General features: G+C 68.4%; 22 protein-coding genes. 8 read left to right on the top strand and 14 right to left on the bottom strand.

Annotated features, from left to right (window positions below; genetic code table 11):
• Position 1: 1 nt before the first annotated feature.
• From KL788_RS09165 to KL788_RS09150, 4 genes are read right to left on the bottom strand one after another with little or no spacing between them, the layout of a single operon-like run.
• A complete protein-coding gene (locus KL788_RS09165) occupies positions 2-1,327 on the bottom strand; it encodes a dihydrolipoamide acetyltransferase family protein (RefSeq protein ID WP_293170602.1) in 1,326 nt (441 codons plus the stop codon).
• A 23-nt stretch (positions 1,328-1,350) separates the two neighbouring features.
• On the bottom strand, positions 1,351-2,331 hold the full coding sequence (locus KL788_RS09160) for an alpha-ketoacid dehydrogenase subunit beta (RefSeq protein WP_293170600.1): 981 nt from the start codon (positions 2,329-2,331) through the stop codon (positions 1,351-1,353).
• On the bottom strand, positions 2,331-3,446 hold the full coding sequence (locus KL788_RS09155) for a thiamine pyrophosphate-dependent dehydrogenase E1 component subunit alpha (protein ID WP_293170598.1): 1,116 nt from the start codon (positions 3,444-3,446) through the stop codon (positions 2,331-2,333). The genes KL788_RS09160 and KL788_RS09155 overlap by 1 nt, the downstream gene beginning before the upstream one ends.
• 35 nt (positions 3,447-3,481) lie before the next feature.
• Positions 3,482-4,543 carry a histidinol-phosphate transaminase gene (locus KL788_RS09150; protein ID WP_293170596.1) on the bottom strand — a complete coding sequence of 354 codons (1,062 nt, stop codon included), beginning with the start codon at positions 4,541-4,543 and terminating at the stop codon, positions 3,482-3,484.
• A 77-nt stretch (positions 4,544-4,620) separates the two neighbouring features.
• On the opposite strand from KL788_RS09150, the gene KL788_RS09145 reads away from it, so the two are divergent.
• Positions 4,621-5,025 (top strand): phage holin family protein, encoded by a 405-nt coding sequence (locus tag KL788_RS09145; protein WP_293170594.1) that lies wholly within the window; start codon positions 4,621-4,623, stop codon positions 5,023-5,025.
• A gap of 10 nt (positions 5,026-5,035) precedes the next feature.
• On the opposite strand, the gene KL788_RS09140 is transcribed toward KL788_RS09145, so the two are convergent.
• Positions 5,036-6,430: a hypothetical protein gene (locus tag KL788_RS09140; protein ID WP_293170592.1), complete on the bottom strand. Its 1,395-nt coding sequence runs from the start codon at positions 6,428-6,430 to the stop codon at positions 5,036-5,038.
• Positions 6,427-6,735: a hypothetical protein gene (locus tag KL788_RS09135; protein WP_293170590.1), complete on the bottom strand. Its 309-nt coding sequence runs from the start codon at positions 6,733-6,735 to the stop codon at positions 6,427-6,429. The genes KL788_RS09140 and KL788_RS09135 overlap by 4 nt, the downstream gene beginning before the upstream one ends.
• A 144-nt stretch (positions 6,736-6,879) precedes the next feature.
• On the opposite strand from KL788_RS09135, the gene KL788_RS09130 reads away from it, so the two are divergent.
• Both KL788_RS09130 and purB read left to right on the top strand, forming a co-directional pair.
• A complete protein-coding gene (locus KL788_RS09130; protein ID WP_293170588.1) occupies positions 6,880-7,404 on the top strand; it encodes a low molecular weight protein-tyrosine-phosphatase in 525 nt (174 codons plus the stop codon).
• A complete protein-coding gene (purB, locus tag KL788_RS09125) occupies positions 7,401-8,798 on the top strand; it encodes an adenylosuccinate lyase (RefSeq protein WP_293170586.1) in 1,398 nt (465 codons plus the stop codon). Before KL788_RS09130 ends, purB begins: the two co-directional genes overlap by 4 nt.
• Before the next feature lie 56 nt (positions 8,799-8,854).
• On the opposite strand, the gene KL788_RS09120 is transcribed toward purB, so the two are convergent.
• The 8 genes from KL788_RS09120 to KL788_RS09085 form a co-directional block, all read right to left on the bottom strand.
• Positions 8,855-9,094, bottom strand: a complete 240-nt coding sequence (locus tag KL788_RS09120; RefSeq protein WP_293170584.1) for a hypothetical protein — start codon at positions 9,092-9,094, stop codon at positions 8,855-8,857.
• Positions 9,091-9,705 (bottom strand): hypothetical protein, encoded by a 615-nt coding sequence (locus tag KL788_RS09115; protein WP_293170582.1) that lies wholly within the window; start codon positions 9,703-9,705, stop codon positions 9,091-9,093. The genes KL788_RS09120 and KL788_RS09115 overlap by 4 nt, the downstream gene beginning before the upstream one ends.
• A gap of 116 nt (positions 9,706-9,821) precedes the next feature.
• Positions 9,822-11,198 (bottom strand): replicative DNA helicase, encoded by a 1,377-nt coding sequence (dnaB, locus tag KL788_RS09110; RefSeq protein ID WP_293170581.1) that lies wholly within the window; start codon positions 11,196-11,198, stop codon positions 9,822-9,824.
• Positions 11,199-11,640: 442 nt separating this feature from the next.
• Positions 11,641-12,093 carry a 50S ribosomal protein L9 gene (gene rplI / locus KL788_RS09105; RefSeq protein WP_293170579.1) on the bottom strand — a complete coding sequence of 151 codons (453 nt, stop codon included), beginning with the start codon at positions 12,091-12,093 and terminating at the stop codon, positions 11,641-11,643.
• 9 nt (positions 12,094-12,102) lie between these two features.
• Positions 12,103-12,363: a 30S ribosomal protein S18 gene (gene rpsR, locus KL788_RS09100; RefSeq protein ID WP_047561128.1), complete on the bottom strand. Its 261-nt coding sequence runs from the start codon at positions 12,361-12,363 to the stop codon at positions 12,103-12,105.
• 54 nt (positions 12,364-12,417) lie between these two features.
• On the bottom strand, positions 12,418-12,939 hold the full coding sequence (locus tag KL788_RS09095; protein ID WP_293170574.1) for a single-stranded DNA-binding protein: 522 nt from the start codon (positions 12,937-12,939) through the stop codon (positions 12,418-12,420).
• Between the two features lie 2 nt (positions 12,940-12,941).
• Positions 12,942-13,343: a 30S ribosomal protein S6 gene (gene rpsF / locus KL788_RS09090; protein ID WP_293170572.1), complete on the bottom strand. Its 402-nt coding sequence runs from the start codon at positions 13,341-13,343 to the stop codon at positions 12,942-12,944.
• 144 nt (positions 13,344-13,487) lie between these two features.
• Complete coding sequence (locus KL788_RS09085) at positions 13,488-14,918, bottom strand: CCA tRNA nucleotidyltransferase (protein WP_293173279.1); 1,431 nt, start codon at positions 14,916-14,918, stop codon at positions 13,488-13,490.
• A gap of 25 nt (positions 14,919-14,943) precedes the next feature.
• On the opposite strand from KL788_RS09085, the gene KL788_RS09080 reads away from it, so the two are divergent.
• From KL788_RS09080 to KL788_RS09060, 5 genes are all read left to right on the top strand, one after another.
• The gene (locus KL788_RS09080) at positions 14,944-17,067 is read left to right on the top strand and encodes a DUF6049 family protein (RefSeq protein ID WP_293170570.1); all 2,124 of its coding nucleotides are present in this window, start codon (positions 14,944-14,946) and stop codon (positions 17,065-17,067) included.
• Positions 17,064-18,716, top strand: coding sequence for a murein biosynthesis integral membrane protein MurJ (murJ, locus tag KL788_RS09075; RefSeq protein ID WP_367120432.1), 1,653 nt, complete (start codon positions 17,064-17,066; stop codon positions 18,714-18,716). The genes KL788_RS09080 and murJ overlap by 4 nt, the downstream gene beginning before the upstream one ends.
• Before the next feature lie 130 nt (positions 18,717-18,846).
• A complete protein-coding gene (gene trxB / locus KL788_RS09070; RefSeq protein WP_293170568.1) occupies positions 18,847-19,800 on the top strand; it encodes a thioredoxin-disulfide reductase in 954 nt (317 codons plus the stop codon).
• A 29-nt stretch (positions 19,801-19,829) separates the two neighbouring features.
• A complete protein-coding gene (gene trxA, locus KL788_RS09065; protein ID WP_293170566.1) occupies positions 19,830-20,153 on the top strand; it encodes a thioredoxin in 324 nt (107 codons plus the stop codon).
• Positions 20,154-20,311: 158 nt separating this feature from the next.
• Positions 20,312-21,622 carry a PLP-dependent aminotransferase family protein gene (locus KL788_RS09060; protein ID WP_293170564.1) on the top strand — a complete coding sequence of 437 codons (1,311 nt, stop codon included), beginning with the start codon at positions 20,312-20,314 and terminating at the stop codon, positions 21,620-21,622.
• The last annotated feature ends 5 nt before the right edge of the window (positions 21,623-21,627 follow it).

Raw genomic sequence — 21,627 nt, 5'->3', positions numbered from 1 at the left:
ATCAGTCGAGCAGCAGCGCGGGCTCTTCGATCACGCTCGCGACATCGGCCAAGAAGCGGCTCGCCACGTCGCCGTCGACGACGCGGTGGTCGAACGAGGCGCCGAGCGTCGTGACGAAGCGCGGGCGCACCTCGCCGTCGACGACCCACGGCTTCTGCTTGATCGTGCCGAGCGCGACGATCGCGACCTCGCCGGGGTTCAAGATCGGCGTGCCGGTATCCATGCCGAAGACGCCGATGTTCGTGATCGTGATCGTGCCGTCGGCCATGTCGGCGGGCTGCAGCTTGCCGTCACGCGCCGTGATGGTCATGGCCTCGATCGCCTGGGCGAGCTCGCGCAGGCTGAGATCTTGCGCGTTCTTGATGTTCGGCACGACGAGCCCGCGGGGGGTCGCCGCCGCGAAGCCGAAGTTGACGAAGTGGTGCACGATGATCTCGGTGTCGGTCCAGGTCGAGTTGACCGTGGGGTTGCGGCGCACGGCCCAGATCATCGCCTTCGCCATGATCAGCAGCGGCGAAACCTTGATGCCCGCGAAGTCGGGGCTCGCCTTAAGTCGCTTGACGAACTCCATCGTGCGGGTCGCGTCGACGTCGACGAACAGCCCGACGTGCGGGGCGCTGAAGGCGCTCTTCACCATGCCAGCGGCGATCGCCTTGCGCACGCCCTTGACGGGGATGCGGTCTTCGCGCTCGTTCGGCCAGGCGGGCGTCTGAATGTTGCGGAACACGCTCGCCTGCTGCGCGTGACGGATGACGTCGTCGCGCGTGATCTCACCCGCGAGGCCCGTGGCGGTGACCGCCGAGAGGTCGACATCGAGGTCTTTCGCGAGCTTGCGGATGGGCGGCTTCGCGATGACCGGGCCCGAATCGGCAGCCGGTACCGAAGCCAGACGCGGGGCCGCGGCGGGCGGGGCGGTCTCGGCGGGCACGGCGGGTCGACCCCGCGTACGGCGCGAAGCGACGTGCCCCTTCGAGCCGTAGCCGACAAGCACGGCGCCCGACGTCGACGGCTCGGCCTCGCTCGCGATGCTCGAGGCGGTGTCGGCGACGCCGTCGGCGGCACCGGTGTCGGGCGACGCGAGATCAGCATCCCCCCGCACCGTGATGATCGGCGTGCCGACCTCGACGGTCTGGCCCTCGTCGACCAGCAGCGCGTCGACCGTGCCCGCGAACGGCGACGGCAGCTCGACGAGCGACTTCGCCGTCTCGATCTCGACGAGCACCTGGTTGATGGTCACAGTGTCGCCGGGCTTGACGCGCCACGACACGATCTCGGCCTCGGTGAGGCCTTCCCCGACATCGGGGAGGGGGAACTCGGAGACGCTCACGGTGTCCTCCAGTCAGGCTTCGGTCAGTATGCCAGGGCGCGGTCGACGGCGTGCAGGATGCGGTCGACGTCGGGCAGATAGACGCCCTCGAGCTTGGCGGGCGGGAAGGGGGTGTCGTAGCCGCTCACGCGCAGCACCGGCGCTTCGAGCGAGTAAAAGGCGCGCTCGGTGATCGTCGCTGCGATCTCCGACCCGATGCTCACCGAGCCCGGGGCCTCTTGCGCCACGACGAGCCGGCCAGTGCGCCGCACCGAGTCGAGCAGCGGGCCGTAGTCGATGGGTGAGAGTGATCGCAGGTCGACCACCTCGATGCTCGTGCCCTCTTCGGCAGCGAGCTCGGCAGCGTCGAGCAGCATGCTCACCATGGCGCCGTGGCCCACGACCGTGACATCGGTGCCCGCGCGCACGACGCGCGAGGCGTGCAGCTCGATACCCGGGGCATCGAGGTCGACCTCGCCCTTCGGCCAATAGCGGCTCTTCGGCTCGAAGAACAGCACGGGGTCGGTGCTCGTGATCGCCTGCTGAATCATCCAGTAGGCGTCGTGCGGCGTGGCCGGGCTGACGAGACGCAGGCCGGGCGTGTGCGCGAAGTAGGCCTCAGGGCTCTCTTGGTGGTGCTCGACGGCGCCGATGTGCCCGCCGTAGGGCACGCGGATCACGACCGGTAGCTGCAGAGAACCTTCGTGGCGAGCCGTGAGCTTGGCGAGCTGCGTCGTGATCTGGTCGAAGCCCGGAAAGATGAAGCCGTCGAACTGAATCTCGCAGACCGGGCGGTAACCGCGCATGGCGAGACCGATCGCGGTGCCGACGATGCCCGACTCAGCGAGAGGCGTATCGAGCACGCGCGTCGCACCGAACTGCGACTGCAGCCCCTCGGTCACCCGGAACACGCCGCCCAGCGGACCGATGTCTTCACCCATGAGGACGACCTTCTCGTCGGCCTGCATCGCGGCCGCGAGCCCGAGCGTCAGGGCCTTCGCCATCGTGAGAGTCTCGACAGCCATCAGGCACCACCCTCAAACGAGGCCTCGTAGTCGGCGAGCTGCTGGCGCTGAGCATCCATGACCGGATGCGCCTCGCTGTAGACGTGGGCGAACATCGATTCGGCGGGCGGCGGTTCGAGAGCGAGGGTGCGCGCCCGGGCCTCTGCCGCGAACTGCTCGGCTTCGTCGTGCACGTCGGTGAAGAAGGCCTCGCCCTCGCCGAGACCGCGCAGGTAGGTCTCAAAGCGCGCGATAGGGTCGCGCTCTTGCCAGTAGTGCAGCTCGTCGTCGTCGCGGTACTTGCTGGGGTCGTCGCTCGTCGTGTGGGCACCGATGCGATAGGTCAGCGCCTCGATGAACTGCGGGCCCTCACCGCTGCGAGCGGCGTCGAGGCTCGACGCCGTGGCGGCGTAGCTCATGAGCACGTCGTTGCCGTCGATCTGCACGCTCGGAATACCGAAGCCGCGCGGGCGGTGGAAGAGCGGCGTGCGCGACTGCACGCGCACGGGCACCGAGATGGCCCAGTGGTTGTTCTGCAAGAAGAAGACCTGCGGCGTCTGATAGCTCTGCGCGAAGACGAAGGCCTCGTTGACATCGCCCTGGCTCGTCGCGCCGTCGCCGAAGTAGACCATGACCGCGGTGTCGCGCTCGGGGTCTCCCGTGCCGACAAGGCCGTCGAGCTGCACGCCCATCGCGTAGCCCGTCGCGTGCAGCGCCTGCGACCCGATGACCAGGGTGTAGAGGTGAAAGTTGCCGGTCTCGGCCGGGTTCCAGCCGCCGTGGGTGTGGCCGCGCAGCATCGTGATGATCTGAACGAGGTCGAGGCCGCGAATGTGCCCGACCGCGTGCTCGCGGTACGCGGGAAAGATGTGGTCGTGCGCCCGGGCGGCAAAACCGGAGCCGACCTGGGCCGCTTCCTGCCCGATGCTGGGGATCCAGAGGGCAAGCTGGCCCTGGCGCTGCAGATTGCCCGCTTCCACGTCGAAGCGGCGCACGACGGTCATGGTGCGGTAGAACTCGCGCAACTGCTGCTCGGTGAGGGCATCCACGTAGGGGAGATAGGCCTCGGTGGCCTCGCTGTCGACGCGAGTTCCGTCCGGTGCCAGTAGCTGGAGGGTCTCCGGCGTGTACGACATGGATTCCACTCTAGGCCCGACCATATGCCGACTCGTCAGAGGGTTCGCACAACCTCACCCGCGACGCGCACGAGAGTGGCGACAGACTCGGCTTCGGCGATCGAGATGCGGATGCCCTCCGGAGCGAAAGCGCGCACGACGAGCCCTGCACCGGCAAATGCCGACGCCGCCTCCGCCGTCGCCTGGCCCGTCGGCAGCCACACGAAGTTGCCGTGCGAGACGGGCAACTGCCAGCCCTGCGCGCACAGCTGCTGTTGCACCTCGTCGCGCCGCGCCGCGAGCACGGCCACATGCTCGAGCAGCTCAGCCTCGTGATCGAGGGCGGCGAGCACCGCGCGCTGGGCTGCCTCGGTCACTGAGAGCGGAATCGCAGTGCTGCGCGCCGCACGCACGATCGCCTCGTGCGCGATCGCGTAGCCGACGCGCAGGCCGGCGAGTCCGTAGGCCTTCGAGAAGGTGCGCAGCACGACCAGGTTCGGGTAGCGCCCGAGGAGGGCTGCACCGTCGACCGAGGTGTCGTCACGCACGAACTCAACGTAGGCCTCGTCGAGAATGACGAGCAGGTCGTCGGGCACGGTCGCCATGAACGCTTCAAACTCGTCGGCCGTCACGATCGTGCCCGTGGGGTTGTTGGGGGTGCAGACGATGACGACCCGCGTGCGGTCGGTGATCGCGGCGGCCATGGCAGGCAGATCGTGGCGGGCGTCGGGCAGCAGCGCGACCGCAACACCAGTTGCACCCGCGACGGTGATGAGCCCGGGGTAGGCCTCGAAGCTGCGCCAGGCGTGCACGACCTCGTCGCCGACCGAGGCGGCCGCGCTGATGAGTTGCGCGAGCACCGCGACTGAGCCTGCGCCGACGATGATCTCGTCTGCCGTCACTCCATGGCGCGACGCCAATCGCTCTCGCACGACGAGCGCCGAGGCATCCGGGTACCGGTTGATGTCGAGATCACGAATCGCGGCGAGCACGGCGGGATGCGGAGGGAAGGGGTTCTCGTTGCTCGAGAGCTTGAAGGCATCGGGCGCCGCCGGGCGACCCTGCGCATAGGCCGGCAGGGCGACGATCTCAGGGCGCAAGCGCACGGGTGAAGACACGTCGTCAGCCTATGTCGAGTGACCCGTCACCTGATGCTCGTTTGCCACGGCCGTGCCCGCCTCGGCATAGTTGACCCATGGCCCGCTTTCTGATCCGCCTCATCATCAACACCATCGCCCTGTGGCTCACGACCCTCATCGTCGCTGGCGTCTCGGTCGTCTCGTACGGCACCGAGGGCGACACGGTGGCCCTCGTGCTCACCTATCTGCTGGTGGGTCTGATCTTCGGCCTCGTCAACGGCATCATCGGCAACCTCATCCGCATTGTCGCCTTTCCGCTTTACATCCTCACCCTCGGCCTCATCGCGCTCATCGTGAACGGCCTGCTGCTGCTGCTCGTGGCGTGGATCTCGAGCCTGCTCGGTTTCGGCCTCACGGTCGACGGCTTCTGGTGGGGCGTGCTCGGAGCCATCGTGCTCGGCCTGCTGAGCTGGCTCATCGGCATCCTGCTGCGGCCGCTCGTCGGTCGCAAGCGCTCTTGATCTGACGGCATCACTGCTCGCCTCGAGCGACGCGCGTCGCCGTGTACGTCAGGCGCTCGCCGTTCGTCGACGGAGACGGTAGGCCCGCAATGGCCGCTTGTAGCGCGGCATGGGTGTGCGCATCGGCGGCCGTCGCGGTCGTCTCGTAGCGTTCGAGCTCGTGCGCGGGCAGCGCGCTGTCGTGCCCCGTTGCTGAGGTGAGCGCATCACCGCGCACGATGACGGCGTTCGTCTCGCGACGGATGCCCGAGAGCACCGGCACGAGATCCTCGCGGTGCTCGATCACGACGGCGGGGTAGTCGCCCTGCACGGGCATGCCGCCGGTGGGGGCGCCGACCGTCACGAGCCCCGTGGTGCTCCACTGACCCGACGCGGCGAGTGCTGTGGCGATGGCCCCGCCCTGCGAGTAGCCGGTGAACACCACCGAGCTCGCCGACGTCGCGCCGGCGTCGAGCAGCGCCGCCTGCACCGCCTGCAACGAGCTCGCGTTCTGCTCGGCGACAAGTGCGACGTTGCTCGCCATGTCCCACGGCCGATCGCCCCCGAGCTCGGCAGACGAGTCGGTGCCCGCGATGTACACCTCGAAGTGCCACGTGCCGTCGGGCAGGGGGTAGCGCTCGATCACGATCGGCGTGGCCGGGTCGGGAACCCTGCCCACCCGGTCAGCGATCGAGGCAGGAGGGGTGCTCGCGGTCTGGCCCTCGCCGCGTCGCCGGTCGGCGCCGACGCGGTCGACGCGCACGGGGTCGACTCCGCTCGACCCGGCGAGCGCCGCGAGCCCCAGCACGGCGAGCGCCGCAGAGTCGATGCCCGACACCTCGGTGCCGGTCTCGCCGAGGGCCGCGACGAGCGCGGGTGGCACCCCGATAGCGCCGAGCGCCGCATCGTCGACAAACGTGAGCGCGTGGCGCAGCGTGTCAACGAATCGTGGGTCGCTCAGCGCGGGAACCCCCTGGTCGAGAGCGACGGCCGCCCCGTGGCTCGCAGCCTCGCGCAGCGCCGGGGGCAGTACCGCCCAGACGGCGGCAGCCGCGATCGCGGCGTTGACGAGCGCGGGCACGATCATGAGGCCGAGCCGCGCCGCGACGAGCCCGACCGTCGCGGCGAGCTGGGCCATGACCATCTCGACCGCCGAGGCCGCTGCTCGCTCTGTCTGCGTGTAGAGCTCGACGGCGGCCTGCAACGACGCGGCGAGGTCGCTGAGTCTCTCGCGCACCTGACGCACGGTGCGATCGATATCGGCGAGGTCGGCCTCGCGCGCCGCGTTGTCGCCGGTGCGCAACGGCGGAAGGCGCACGATGATCTCGTGGCACTCTGCACTCGCGCGCCGCAGCCGCCCAGCGAGCAACTCGAGGTGCTCGGTCGCGATAGAGGCTGGACCGCCGATCGTGATTGAGCCGGTCACGGCATGCCCCCGAGCGAGACTGTCTCGGTCTCGATGAAGTACGCGTCGGCCCTCAAGCTCGACCGCACAGTGTCGAGCCGATACACCTGACGACCGAGGTGCGCACCCTGCTCGTCAACCGCCGCCGTGAAGAGATCGGCCGCGGCACCTCGCCACCCTTCGAGATCGGCACCGGTCGGCAGCCCGCGCCTGATGGCGACGATGCGGTCGAAGAGGTCATCGACGAGTCGCGCCTGGCGCCGCAGTTCGGCGGCCCGGTCGGCCGTCGAGCCCGGCGCCGGGCATCCGATCGCATCATCGCCCACAGCTTCGCCCTCTTCTCGCAGCGGATCAGTCGGCGTCGAGCATGACGGCCCGCGCGGCACAGGCTGCCGCCAAGACTCCGACCGCCGCTCGGCCTCGGCCGGCCGCCGAGTGTGGAGGAGGGCCAACTGGGACACAATGGGGGCATGAGCTTCGACCGGGTCCTCGCTGAACCCGGAGCGTTCCGCATCTGCTTCGTGTGCACCGGCAACATCTGCCGGTCGCCTATGGCGGAGGCCGTGTTTCGAGAGCTGATTCGCGCGCGCGGGTGGGAGAACCACGTGACGGTGCTCTCAGCCGGCACGGGAGAGTGGCACGTCGGCGAGCGCAGCGACCCTCGCACCCTCACCTCGCTGACCGCGCGAGGCTACGACGGCACCGCTCACCGAGCACGGCAGTTCGAGGTCGACTGGTTCGACAAGCTCGACCTCATCATCGCGTTCGACCGCACGCACGAGCGCATCTTGAAGACCTGGGCGCCCGACGACGACGCCCGGTCGAAAGTGCACCTGCTGATGAGCTTCGACCCCGAGGGCAATGGCGCGCTCGATGTGCCCGACCCGTACTACTCCGACACCGCGATGTTCGACTCGGTGCTCGGCATGATCGAACGGGCGTGCGCGGCACTGTTCCGACAACTCGAACCCGGAATCCGACAGGGAGTGTCATGAGTCCGCTCAACATCCAGCCCCTCAGCCCGCTCGACGGGCGCTACCGAGCCCAGGTCGCGGCCCTCGGCGAGCACCTCAGCGAGGCCGGACTCAACCGCGCTCGCATTCAAGTCGAGGTCGAGTGGCTCATCCACCTCACCGACCACGAGCTCTTCGGCTCGCGCCGGTTGAACCCTGAGCAGCTGCGGCAGCTGCGGCAACTCGTCACCGAGTTCGGTGACGACGACATCGCCGACCTCGCCCGCCGTGAAGCCGTAACACGGCACGACGTCAAGGCCGTCGAGTACCTCGTACGCGACAAGCTCGCCGACCTCGGGCTCACCGAGATCGCCGAGCTCACGCACTTCGCCTGCACGAGCGAAGACATCAACAACCTCGCCTACGCCATCACGATCCGTGCGGCTGTGCGGGATGCCTGGATGCCCAAGGCCCACTCGGTCGTCGACGCGTTGCGACAGCAGGCGCTCGCGCTGCGCGACGTGCCGATGCTTGCTCACACCCACGGTCAACCCGCGACCCCCACCACGATGGGCAAAGAGCTCGCCGTTGTCGTGCACCGCCTAGAACTGCTGCTCGCAACGGTCGATGAGGTCGAATACCGCGGCAAGTTCTCGGGCGCGACCGGCACCTTCTCGGCGCACCTCGCCGCTGATCCCGACCACGACTGGATCAGCGCATCCCGCGACTTCGTCACCTCGCTCGGTCTCACCTGGAACCCGCTCACCACGCAGATCGAGTCGCACGACTGGCAGGCGCAGCTCTACCAGCGCATCAGCCACGTCGGCCGCGTGCTGCACAACCTCTGCACTGACGTGTGGAGCTACATCTCGATGGGCTACTTCCGGCAGATTCCGCAGGAGGGCGCGACAGGCTCGTCAACGATGCCCCACAAGATTAACCCCATCCGCTTTGAGAACGCCGAGGCGAACCTCGAGCTCGCGAGCGCACTGCTCGACTCGCTCGCGGCCACCCTCGTGACCTCGCGGCTGCAACGCGACCTCACCGACTCGACGACGCAGCGCAACATCGGCGTGGCTCTCGGGCACTCGCTACTCGCGCTCGACAACATCGAGAAGGGCCTGGGCGAGATCGCGATCGACGAGGCAGCGCTCGGCCGCGACCTCGACGCCAACTGGGAGGTGCTCGGCGAGGCGATCCAGACTGTCATCCGCGCCGAGGTGACCGCGGGGCGCAGCTCGATCGCCGACCCGTACGCCTTGCTCAAGCAGCTCACGCGCGGCCATCGGGTCGGCGCCGACGAGTTGCGCCAGTTCATCGACGGGCTCGACATCGGCGCTGAGGCGAAGTCACGACTGCGCGAGCTGACGCCGTGGACGTATGTCGGCGCGGCCTCGCAGCTTGTCGATTTCGTCGAATCCGACACTGCTTCGTAGCGACGCTCCCCGTCGAGCAGCAGCTCAGTCGTTAAACGACTCAATCGTTGAGAGTCTCAATCGTTGAGAGTCTCAGGCTGACGTTCGCCGTCGGCCGGGCGGTTGGGGGTGACCGCAAGCATGAGCATCGCGAGTGTCACGAGGTCGAGTACGAACGTCGCGCCGAAGGCGATCGCGGCAATCACCGGGTCGCGCGTCACCATGAGCGTGATGAGCCCGATGAAGACGGCGATGATGCCAGCAAGGGCAACGAGTTCGCCCGGCTTGAGAGTGATGCGCTGACGGGGTTCGCTCATGCGGCCGACGCCTCCTGGGTTGTGACGGGCGTGGTCGTCTCGGGCGTGGTCGCGTCCGACCACCGCGCGCTGAGCCCGGCGATGATGAGGAAGATGCCGAGCATCACGGCGTAGGCCCCGAAAAACCCGACCGCGCTGACCGGGTCGGCCACGAGCGCGAGCACGATCGCGAGGGCGAGAGTGCCAATGCCGATGACCACGCCGTCGCGAGCGAGCGCGCTGCGTCCTCGATGACGGATGCCCCAGACGAGTTCGAGCGCCCCCGCGAGCACGGCGTACCCGCCGACGAGCAACAGCAGCACGGGCAGCGCCGAGCCGACGAGCGCTGCAGCCACCGCCGCGAGCACGCCGACCACGGCTGCGACAAGCGCGAGGCCTCGGTGTAGTCCGCGCACGGGCTCGGTGCTGTCGAGCCGCAGGCTCGTGGCGAGCAGCACGAGCGCCGACGTCATGCCGAAGACCGCGAGCATAACGAGGCCGAGCAGAGCCGAGTGGTCGGCGATGAACGTGATGGCGAGGCCAACCGCGATGGCGGGAACGGCCCGCAGCACAGGGGCGAGCCAGGGCGAGCGCGCTGCGGCACGCGGGTCGGCGTCAGGCGCGGTCGTCATGACCTTCATCGTAGAGCGGGTATGCCGTGAAGTCTCTGCGCATGCGGCGGTCGCGACCGCCGACCCACGACGGCACCGGCCACGACGAGACTGCTGCTCGCGGGCCAGTGGAAGAACTAGATGCGGGGCATGTCGGCGAAGCGCGAGAAGTGACCCTGGAAGGCGACGGTGATGGTCTTGGTCGGGCCGTTGCGGTGCTTCGCGACGATGAGGTCGGCCTCGCCCGGGCGGGCGCTCTCTTTCTCGAAGGCATTGTCGCGGTGCAACAAGATGACCATGTCAGCGTCTTGTTCGAGCGAGCCCGACTCGCGAAGGTCGCTCAGCGCCGGCATCTTGTCGGCTCGCTGCTCGGGACCACGGTTGAGCTGCGAGAGGGCGACGACCGGAACCTGCAGTTCTTTCGACATGAGCTTGAGAGCCCGCGAGAACTCGCTGACCTCTTGCTGCCGACTCTCGACGCGCTTGCCGCTCGTCATGAGCTGCAGGTAGTCGATGACGACCATCTTCAGGCCGACTTTCTGCTTGAGCCGCCGACACTTGGCGCGAATCTCGACGAGCGTCATGTTCGGGCTGTCGTCGATGTAGAGCGGTGCATCGTTGATGCGCCCGCGCACCTGGGCGATCGTCGTCCAATCGCGGGCGTCGACGGTGCCCTTGCGCATCGACTGCAGCGGAACGGAGGCCTCGGCCGAGAGCAGGCGCATCGCGATCTCGCTGCGGCCCATCTCGAGCGAGAAGATGATCGTGGGCATGTCGTGCTTGATCGCCGCGCCGCGCGCGAAGTCGAGCGCGAGGGTCGACTTGCCCAGCGCGGGCCGCGCCGCCACGAGAATGAGCTGGCCGCCGTGAAAACCGTTCGTGAGCTCGTCGAGATCAGCGAAGCCCGTGGGCACGCCCGTCATCGAACCGTCGCGGCCCTTCGCAGCCTCGATCTCATCGATGGCGACCGTGACCGCCTCGGTGAGCGGGATGAAGTCTTCTGACTCGACCCCGCCGGCCACCTGGTAGATCTCGGCCTGCGCGTTGTTCACGAGGTCGGTGACCTCGCCCTCCGAGGCGTAGCCCATTTGCACGATGCGCGTGCCGGCCTCGACGAGCCGGCGCAGCACGGCCTTCTCGGCCACGAGTGAGGCGTAGTACCCCGCGTTCGCCGCAGTCGGCACGATCGCGGTGAGCGTGTGCAGGTAGTCGGCGCCGCCAGCCCGCCCGAGGGCGCCTCCCTTGGTGAGCTCGTCGGTCACCGCGATGACGTCGGTCGGCTCGCCGTGCGAGTAGAGCGTCATGATCGCTTCGAAGATGACTTCGTGCTTCGGAATATAGAAGTCGATGCCGCGCACGACCTCAATGACATCGGCGACGGCGTCTTTGCTCAGCAGCATGCCGCCAAGCGCACTCTGCTCTGCCAGCAGATCGTGCGGGGGAACCCGGTCGGGGCCGCGCGAGTCGGAGGTCGCCCGCGTCTCAGGAGCTGCCGAGATGTGCGTGATCGACATAGTGACTCCCTCCCCGAATTCATGGTGCGCGCTCGCGCCGTACCGCTGTGTCTGGTCTACCGCCGACCCCCGACGCACGGGCTGACGACGCGCCCTGCGACCGTGATCGGAGCGTGACGGTTCACCCTAGGAACGGGTGAGAGTAGCGGGCAAGCCGGCCTGTGGATAACTATGTGGACTTCTGCGGAGAAACGCCGCTGATCGTGGGGACAACCTGGGGAAAGTCCTGTGCACTTTTCAGTAGTTTCGGCCATGAAACGAACCCTGACCAGGCTTTTCTTCATGCACACCGTGTGTGTAGAAACAGCCTTCAAGTGCCGCCTGAGAGTTGTGGATGCGCAGGGTCGGGCTGTGGACGAACACGCCGACAGCGACTTGACAGCGCGCACAGAAAAGCGGTAGCCGGGCGAGCGCCCGGCTACCGCTGTGCAGAGTCTGCCGGCTACTTCGCCGCAACCACCTTGAGGGTGATCGTGGCGACGATGCCGTCGCGCAGCTTGAGGATCGCCTCGTACTGCCCGACCGTCTTGACGGGCGTGACGAGCTCGAGCAGTCGCTTGTCGATCGAACCGAGGCCCGCTGCAGCAACCGCGTCGGCCACGTCTCCGGTCTTCACCGAGCCGAACAGTCGGCCTTCGGCTCCGGCCTTGACGACGAGCGTGACGGGGTTCGCTTCAAGGCGGGCCTTGAGGTCTTGCGCCTCTTCGATCGTGGCGTGCTCGCGAGCGGCGCGAGCGGCCTTGATCGACTCGATCTGCTTCTCGCCACCGCGGGTCCACGCCACGGCGAGGCCCTGCGGAACGAGATAGTTGCGTGCGTAGCCGTTCTTGACCTCGACCACGTCGCCGGGGGCACCGAGGCCCGTGACATCCTGCGTGAGAATGAGCTTCGACATCAGATGCTCCTAACGGCCGGCGCCGGCATAGGGGAGCAGTGCCATCTCACGCGCGTTCTTGACGGCGCGGGCGATGAGGCGCTGCTCCTGGACGGAGACACCGGTGATGCGGCGTGCACGGATCTTCCCGCGCTCGGAGATGAACTTGCGCAGCGTCGCGACATCTTTGTAGTCGATGACGCCGACGCGGATTGCTTTCGCGGGGGCAGCGTTCTTCGCGCCCTTGCCACCGCGAGGCTTGCGGCGATCGCCGCTGCTCTTGCCAGCCATGTGGTTGTCCTTTGCTTACTGAGAAATTACGAAGAGATGCGGTCGACGACCGGATCAGAAGGGAGTGTCGTCCGAGAACGACCCAGGCGTGTTCCAGACATCGCCGCCGCTGGCGGGAGCAGCAGCTCCGCCGGCCGGTGCGCCCCACGGCTCGTCGGCCACGGGTGCGGCGCCGGAGCGCTGGCCCATCTGACCGCCGCCGCCGCCACTGCTCTGGCTGCGCGTGACCTGCGCGGTCGCGTAACGCAGACTCGGGCCGATCTCGTCGACCTCGAGCTCGATCGCGGTGCGCTTCTCGCCCTCTTTGGTCTCGTACGAACGCTGCTTCAGGCGACCCTGCGCGATGACACGCGAGCCCTTCGTCAGCGACGACGCGACGTGCTCGGCGAACTCGCGCCAGACGCTCGCGCGCAGGAACAGGGCTTCACCGTCTTTCCAATCGTTCGACGCGCGGTCGAACGACCGAGGAGTCGAGGCGATCGTGAAGTTCGCGACGGCGAGCCCGCTCTGCGTGTACCGCAGTTCAGGGTCGGCGGTGAGGTTGCCGACGACGGTGATGATCGTCTCGCCGGCCATGACTACTCCGCAGCTTTCGCGGCGGCGGCAGCCTTTCCGGCGGCAACAGTCGCGCGAGCGGCCTTCGCCTCGGCGCGAGCAGCGTTCTCGGCCTCGATCGACGCAGCGCGTGCCACGGCCTCTTCGGTGCGGAGCACCTTCGTGCGCATGACTGCTTCGCTGAGCTTCAGCTGACGGTCGAGCTCTTGCGTCGCGGCCGGAGTCGCCGAGAAGTTGACGACGGCGTAGATGCCCTCGTTCTTCTTGTTGATCTCGTACGCGAGCCGGCGCCGGCCCCAGATGTCGACGTTCTCGATGGTGCCGCCGTCGTTCCGGATCACGCCAAGGAACTTGTCCAGGCTCGGAGCGACAGTGCGCTCATCGATCTCCGGGTCGAGAATGACCATCAATTCGTACTGATGCATGACTCACCCACCTCCTTCGGACTCGAACGGCTGCAGACGGTCTGCAGCAGGAGGGTTATGGCATCGTGTGCACCCACGCAGAGAACCGCCGGGGCAACCTGCAGAGTCTAGTCGCATGCGGCCCGGGTCTCCAACCGCGGTCGTTCACTCCTCGCGCGCGGCGTACCAGTCGCGCAGCCGGCGCTCGGCTTCGTCCTCGCCGAGCGGGCCCTCATCGAGCCGCTGCTCGAGCAGGAAGCGGTAGGCCTCGCCGACGATCGGTCCGGGCCGCACCCCCAGCAGAGCCATGATCTGCTCGCCGTCGAGATCAGGGCGAATGGCCTGCAACTCTTCCTGCTCGGCCAGTTCGGTGATGCGGCTTTCGAGCTCGTCGTAGGCGCCTCGCAGCCGCGCCTCCTTGCGCCGATTGCGCGTCGTGACATCGGCACGGGTGAGCATGTGAAGTCGTTCGAGCTCATCGCCAGCATCCCGCACATAGCGCCGCACGCCTGAGTCGGTCCACGGCGCATCGCTGTAGCCGAAGAACCGCAAATGCAGCTCGATCAGTCGCGAGACCGCGGCGATGGTGTCTTTATCGAACCGCAGCGCGGTCAGTCGCTTGCGGGCGAGCTTCGCGCCGACGACATCGTGGTGGTGAAAGCTCACCGCTCCGCCCGACTCGACCTTCTTCGTGGCGGGTTTGCCGATGTCATGCAGCAGCGCCGCGAGGCGCAGCACGACATCGGCAGGCTGCTCGGGGTGACGCTCGCGCTCGAGGTCGATGGCTTGCTCGAGCACGGTCAGAGTGTGCTCATAAACGTCTTTGTGGTGCGCGTGCTCGTCGACTTCGAGCCGCAGGGCGGGCAGCTCGGGCAGCACGAGCTCGGCGATGCCGGTGTCGACGAGCAGCTCGAGGCCAGGTCGCGGCCTCTCGGTGCTGAGTAGCTTCACGAGCTCGTCGCGCACGCGCTCGGCCGACACGATCGACAGCCGGTCACGCATTCCCGTCATGGCCTCGATGACCGCCGGGTCGACCTCGACGTCGAGCTGCGCCGCGAAACGTGCGGCACGCAGCATGCGCAGCGGGTCGTCGCCGAACGACTGCTCGGGCCCCCCGGGGGTGAGCAGCCGTCGGGCGAGTAGGTGCTCGAGTCCGCCAGAGGGGTCAACGAGGGTGAGGGACGGCAGGCGCAGCGCGAGGGCGTTCATGGTGAAGTCGCGCCTCACCAGATCGCCGTCGAGCGTGTCGCCGAAGTGCACCTCGGGCTTGCGCGAATTGGCCGAGTAGTCGTCAGAGCGGTAGGTCGTGATCTCGACCGTCTGGTCGCCGAGCCTCGCGCCGATGGTGCCGAACGCCCGGCCGATCTCCCAGTGGGCATCGGCGATCGGGCGCACGATGCGAACGATGTCGTCGGGATGCGCGGAGGTCGCGAAGTCGAGGTCGTTCACGGGGCGACCCAAGAACGCATCACGCACCGGTCCGCCGACGAGCGCGAGCTCGTGCCCTGCCGCGGTGAACCGCTCGGCGAGCGTCGCCAAAGGCTCGGATGCGGCGAGAGCCTGCAACCGAGTGACGGCCTCGGCCACGCTCTGCATAGTCACCAGAGTCTAGACTTCCCCCATGTCGGCCGTGCGGGAACGAGGGGGTCGCCGCACCCCTCTCCGCTCGGTACTGGGGGTGGCGATCGCGCTGGGGCTGGCCCTGCCGACGGTCGTGGATGCGGGCGCTCCGAGCGCCGCGACCGTCACGGAAGAGTCTGCTGAACTCGAGGTGCTCGCCGCGCCGAGCGCGAGCGGAGCAGTGCGTGAGGGGCAGCCGCTCACCGTGCGGGTCACTCTGTCGAACGACGGTGAGCAGGCAACCGGGCCGCTCGACATTGAGCTGCGGCTCGACGGTTCGCGTGTCGCCCCTGCTGACGAGCTGGCGGCCTGGTTCGAGGGCGGCGAAGACCCTGCGCCGCTGCTCGATGTCGGGCTGATCGCGGCACGGGCCTCGATCGGCGCGCTGGCGCCCGGGGCGAGTGCCGTGCTCGATCTCTCGGTCGCTGGCTCGAGCGCCTTGTGGGGCGGAGCCTTCGGCGCACGCCTTGCCGAAGTGCTGGTCGCCGACGGCGACCAGTTGCTCGCGGTCGACCGCACGGCGGTCGTACGTGTGCCCGACGGCACGACGCCGGGGTCGGCGGCGACGGTGTTCGTGCAACCGCTGACGACCCCCGGCGAGACGGCGGGGCTTCTCTCGGCAGAGACGCTTGAGGCTCTCACCGCCGAGGCAGGCGTGCTGAGTCGCACGCTGTCGGCGAGCGCCGGCCGATCGGTGCTGCTCGCGATCGACCCGCGCGTGATCGCGTCGATCCGAGCTCTCGGTGAGGCCGCGCCGGCGAGCGCGCTCGACTTTCTCGACCGGCTCGCGACAGCGCCGAACGAGAGCTTCGTGCTGCCCTGGGCCGATGCCGACCCCTTGGCGACGATCGCGACGGCCGACGTCGTGCTGCCGCAGCCCGAGGGAACGGGCCTGGTCACGGGCGATCAGGGCGTCGACGAGACGGAGGCGACTGCAGAGCCCAGTGAGGCTCCCGCCGACGACCCCGACGAGAGCGAGCTCATGACGCAGCCCGTCGCCGGACTGATCGGCGTCAGCGCGACGCTCGACGGCGTCAGCTGGCCCGGCGCCGAGGGGTTCAGCGCCGCAGCACTCGAGTCGGCCGCGGCCGAAGGCACTCGCGTCGTGATCGCGCCCTCGTCGGTGCTCGAGAGCGACGACGCCGTGCAGCGCTATCAGGGCACGGTGTTGCTACGCACCGACGATGCCCTCGGCATCGCCGCCCGCGACGCCGTACGAGCCCCCTCGCAACAGCAGTTCGACCGGGCGATGGCGCGGGTGTCTGCATTGCTGGCGACGAGCGCCGCGCGTGCGCCGGGAGCCCCGGCGATCATCGCCCTCGACCGCGAAGTGCCTCGCGGCGCCGACCGACTGCTCGACACGCTCGCGCAGACGATCTCGCTGCCGTGGTCATCGGCGGGCTCGACAGCCGCTGCCATCGCTCGACCGGCCGCCGACGCCGTCATCATCGACGCTCCGCTAGGCGAGGCGCGGCAGATGGCCGTGGTCGCTGCGCTCGACGCCGAGACAGCCGACCGCCAGTTCGCGCAGATCGCCCTGACCCCCGCCCTCATCACCGACGTGCGCCGGCTCGAGCTGCTCTCGGCCCTCTCGCTCGGCTGGGGCGAGACCTCGGTCGAGGCGCTGCGCGGCTTCAGCGCTCAGTCGCAGGCTCTGCGAGCATCCGTTCAGGTGGTCGAGAGCGTGCCCATCTTGCTGCTCTCCGACCGTTCGACGCTGCCCGTCACCGTGCAGAACGATCTCGACGTCGCCGTGCGCGTCTTCGTGCGCGTCGAGCCCGATACCGCGCAACTGCGGGTGCTCGACTCAGCCGTCGAGGCGACCGTCGAGCCGCGATCGCAAGCACGAGTGCTCGTGCCGGTCGAATCGCTGACGAACGGCGAGGTCGACATCACCGTGACGGTGCGGGATGCGCAGAACCGCGTGCTCTCAGAGCCCACGCGCGTCTCGCTGAACCTGCAGGCGGGGTGGGAGACGGCGGGCGTGATCATCGTGGCGATCGCTGTCGCGCTGCTGTTCGTGGTCGGCATCGCGCGCGACCTGCGCAAGCGCGGGCGGCGCGCTGCCGAGAAGGCAGACCCCGACGACGACGCGTCGCTCGCGAGCGAGAGCGATCTCTCGTGAGCGCGCCCGCCGTCGCCGGCAACGGGGGTATCGGCCGAGCGAGCATGATGCTCGCCTCGGGCACGATCGTCTCGCGACTGCTGGGCTTCGTGAGCGCTGTCGTGCTCGCGCAGACGATCGGCACGGTCGGCGCCGGTGCCGACGCTTTCGCGCTCGCGAACCAGTTGCCCAACAACATCTACGCGATCGTCGCGGGCGGTGTGCTCAGCGCCGTGCTCGTGCCGCAGATCGTGAAGGCCGGGCTCAACGACGACGGCGGAACGCGGTTCGTCAACAAGCTCGTCACCCTGGGTGTCGTCATCTTTCTCGCGGCAGCCGTCATCGCCACGCTCGCAGCCCCGCTGCTGGTGGCCCTCTATGCGCAGCAGGCGGGCGACAGCGGCCGGGGCTTCTCCGACGATGAACTCGCCCTCGCCGTGGCGTTTGCCTACTGGTGCCTGCCGCAAGTGCTCTTCTACGCGCTCTATGCCCTGCTCGGCGAAGTGCTCAACGCCCGCAAGGTCTTCGGCCCCTTCACCTGGGCGCCCGCGCTCAACAACGTCGTGACGATCGCGGGACTCGTCGCGTTCACGCTGCTCTTCTCCGCCGACGTCACCGACGCCACCGCGTGGACCCCGGCGATGATCAGCGTGCTCGCCGGCTCGGCGACCCTCGGCATCGCGGCTCAAGCCCTCGTGCTGACCTTCTTCTGGCGCCGCGCGGGCCTGCGCTACCGCCCCGACTTCCGCTGGCGCGGGGTGGGCCTGCGCGACACGGGCCGCGCCGCGGGCTGGGTGTTCGGCATGGTGATCGTGACGCAACTCGCGGGCATCGTGCAGGCGAACGTCGCTTCGCTCGCGGCCGCCGGCGACGACCCCTCGCTCGCGGTGCTGCGATTCTCATGGCTCATCTTCATGCTGCCGCACTCGGTCGTCACCGTCTCGCTCGCCACCGCGTACTTCACGCGCATGAGTGCGCACGCCCGCGACGGTGATCGCGTCGCGGTGCGCGCCGACGTCAGCGAGTCGCTACGGCGCATCCTCATGATCATGGTGCTCGCCGCCGTGGGCCTGCTCGTCGTCGCCGCGCCCTTCGCCCGTCTCTTCGGCAGCAACCAGGCGGTCGTCGATGCGATGGCGCTCGTGATCTCGGCCTACGTGCTTGGCCTGATCCCGTTCACGGTGCTGTTCGTGGTGCAGCGCGTGTTCTACGCCCTGAACGACACACGAACGCCCTTCGTCATCCAGGTCGTGCAGGCCCTCGTCTTCGTCGGCGGGGCGCTGCTCGTGTCGATGGCTCCGACGCCGCTCATCGCAATCGGCCTGGCGCTCGTCACCTCGTTCGCGGGCACCGTACAGTGCCTGCTCGGCGTGGCCCTGCTCCGTCGACGCCTGCAGGGCATCGGCGGCCGCGCGATCATGCGCCGCCTCGGGCAATACGCTCTCGCGTCGATTCCCGCAGCGCTCGTCGGGGTGCTGCTGGGCTGGGCACTCGGCGCCTACGACCCGGCCGGCGCGGCGCGAGCGAGCGAGTGGGCCGCCGGCAGCACGATGGTGCTCATCGCGATCGTGATGACGCTCGTCTATGGCGGGGCCCTGCGGGCGATGCGCATCCCCGAGCTCGCGGCGATCACCGACCCCGTGATGCGTCGGCTGCGTCGCGGGCGCTGAGTGAACAGCCGCTGAATCGCCCCCGCACGAGCACGCGGGTCGGAATACGGCCGACCTACACTGGGTTGTCACTGCTGTCGCCGTTCGAGCGACGCGCCCGTCGGGCGCCGGTACGACCGCGAGGGGAACCATGCGACACGTCATCATCATCGGCTCAGGCCCTGCGGGGTACACCGCAGCGATCTACGCCGGGCGCGCGAACCTCGAGCCGCTCGTCATCGCGAGCTCAGTCGAGTTCGGCGGCGAGCTCATGAAGACCACCGACGTCGAGAACTTTCCGGGCTTCCCCGAGGGCATCATGGGCCCCGACCTCATGACCCGCATGCAGCAGCAGGCCGAGAAGTTCGGCGCCGAGATCGTCTATGACGATGTCGTCTCGCTCGAGCTCGACGGGCCCGTCAAGGCCGTGACGCTCGGCAACGGCGACCGGCACGAAGCCCACGCGATCATCTACGCGACCGGCTCGGCCTACCGCAAGCTCGGGCTGCCCGATGAAGAGCGGTTGAGCGGCTACGGCGTCTCGTGGTGCGCCACGTGCGACGGCGCGTTCTTCCGGCAGAAGACCGTCGCGGTCGTCGGCGGTGGCGACTCGGCCATGGAGGAAGCGACCTTTCTGACTCGTTTCGCCGACAAGGTCTACGTCATTCACCGCAGTGAGACTCTTCGCGCCTCGGCTGCGATGGTTGACCGCGCCTCGAACGACCCGAAGATCGAATTCATCTTCAACGCGCGCGTCGACCGCATCTTCGGCACCGACCTTGTGACGGGCGTCGGCCTTGTTGACACCGTGACGGGCGTCGAGTCGACGCTCGACCTGCAGGGGCTGTTCATCGCGATCGGCGCCGACCCGCGTACGCACCTCGTGCACGGTCTGCTCGACCTGACCGATCAAGGCACGATCGCGGTCGAAGGGCGCTCGTCGCGCACGAGCCTGCCGGGCGTCTTCGCTGCGGGCGATGTCGTCGACCCGACCTACCGCCAGGCGATCACAGCGGCCGGCAGCGGCACCGTGGCCGCCCTCGACGCCCAGCACTACCTCGAGACGATCGCCGACGACGTGCGCCGCACGGCCGCGACCGTCTGACCCACCTACCACCCACCGAAAGGGGACCCATGTCCACGCGCGATGTCACCGATGCCACCTTCGACAGCGAGGTGCTGCAGAGCGAGAAGACGATCATGGTCGACTTCTGGGCAGAGTGGTGCGGCCCGTGCCGCGCCGTCTCGCCGATTCTCGACGCGATCGCGTCAGAGAACAGCGACAAGATCGAGATCGTCAAGCTCAACGTCGACGACAACCCGGCGACGGCGATGAAGTACCAGATCACCTCGATCCCCGCGATGAAGGTGTTCCGCGGAGGCGAGGTCGTCAAGACCGTCATCGGCGCGAAGCCCAAGCCGGCGCTTGAGGCCGACCTGGCCGAGTTCCTGGCGTAAAGCATCCGTCTACGGGTTACCGACCCGCTGCGACCAGAAGCCCGTCCCCGTTCGCGGGGGCGGGTTTTCTCCTGTCGACCCGTATTCTGGAACGCACTGCCCCTCCGGCAGTGCGCGCCGGCCGTTCTGGCGCGTCGAGGCGATCAGAAACGACGAGCATGACGATCTCGCGCGAGGGCACCAACCTCGACCCCTGGTACGGCCACTACGCCGACCGCACCTCGGGGCTGAGCGCCTCAGAAGTGCGCGCGTTGTTTGCCGTCGCCTCGCGCCCCGAGGTCGTCTCGCTCGCCGGCGGCATGCCCGCCGTCTCGGCTCTGCCGCACGAGACGATCACCGAGTCGATGCAGCGCGTCATGCGCGACCGCGGCTCGGCCGCCCTGCAGTACGGCTCGGGGCAGGGCACGCCCGAGCTGCGCGAGCACATTCTCGAGATCATGGCGCTCGAAGGCATTCGCGCCGGCGTCGACGATGTCGTCGTCACGACCGGCTCACAGCAGGCTCTCGACCTCGTCGCGAAGCTCTTCCTCGATCCGGGCGACGTGGTGCTCGCCGAGTCGCCCTCGTACGTGGGCGCCATGGGCATCTTCCGGTCGTATCAAGCGGCGGTCGCGCACATTCCGATGGATGCTGACGGCATGATCCCCGCCGCCCTCAGCGAGCGCATCCAGAGCCTCAAGGCCGAGGGGCGCAGCATCAAGCTCCTCTACCTCATTCCCAACTTCCACAACCCTGCAGGGGTGACTCTCAGCAGCGAGCGGCGCCTCCAGATCATCGACATCGCCCGCTCCGAAGGCATTCTGATCCTGGAAGACAACCCCTATGGGTTGCTTTGGTTCGATCGGCCCGCTCCTGCCGCGATGCGCTCGGTCGAGAGCGACGGCATCATCTACCTCGGGTCGTTCTCGAAGACTCTCGCCCCGGGCTTCCGCGTCGGGTGGGCTCTCGCCCCCCACGCCATCCGCGAGAAACTCGTGCTCGCCGCCGAGTCAGCGATCCTCAGCCCCTCGTCGCTCAACCAAATGGTCATCAGCGATTACCTCGACCAGGCCGACTGGCGCGGCCAGATCGACGTGTTCCGCGATCTGTACCGCGAGCGGCGCGACGCGATGATCGACGCACTTGAGCACCACCTGCCCGATCTCACGTGGACCGTGCCGAACGGCGGCTTCTACGTCTGGCTTTCCCTCGGCGACGGCCTCGACTCAAAAGACATGCTGCCGCGTGCGGTGAAAGAGCTCGTGGCCTACACCCCGGGCACCGCCTTCTTCGCCGACGGCTCGGGCCGGGGTCACCTGCGGCTCGCGTTCTGCTACCCGCCGCCCGCTGAAGTGCGCGAGGGCATCCGTCGCCTGGCCACCGTCGTGCGGTCGGAGCAAGAGCTTCTGCAGACCTTCTCGCCGACCGGACCCATCGAGGCGGTGCGCTACGACCCGCACGTCACGAGCCCGCCGCCGAACCTGTCGTAGCGATC

It is taken from the genome of Microcella sp., assembly GCF_019739195.1.
Classification (GTDB): Bacteria; Actinomycetota; Actinomycetes; order Actinomycetales; family Microbacteriaceae; genus Microcella.
This window is presented reverse-complemented; position numbering and strand designations above follow the sequence as displayed.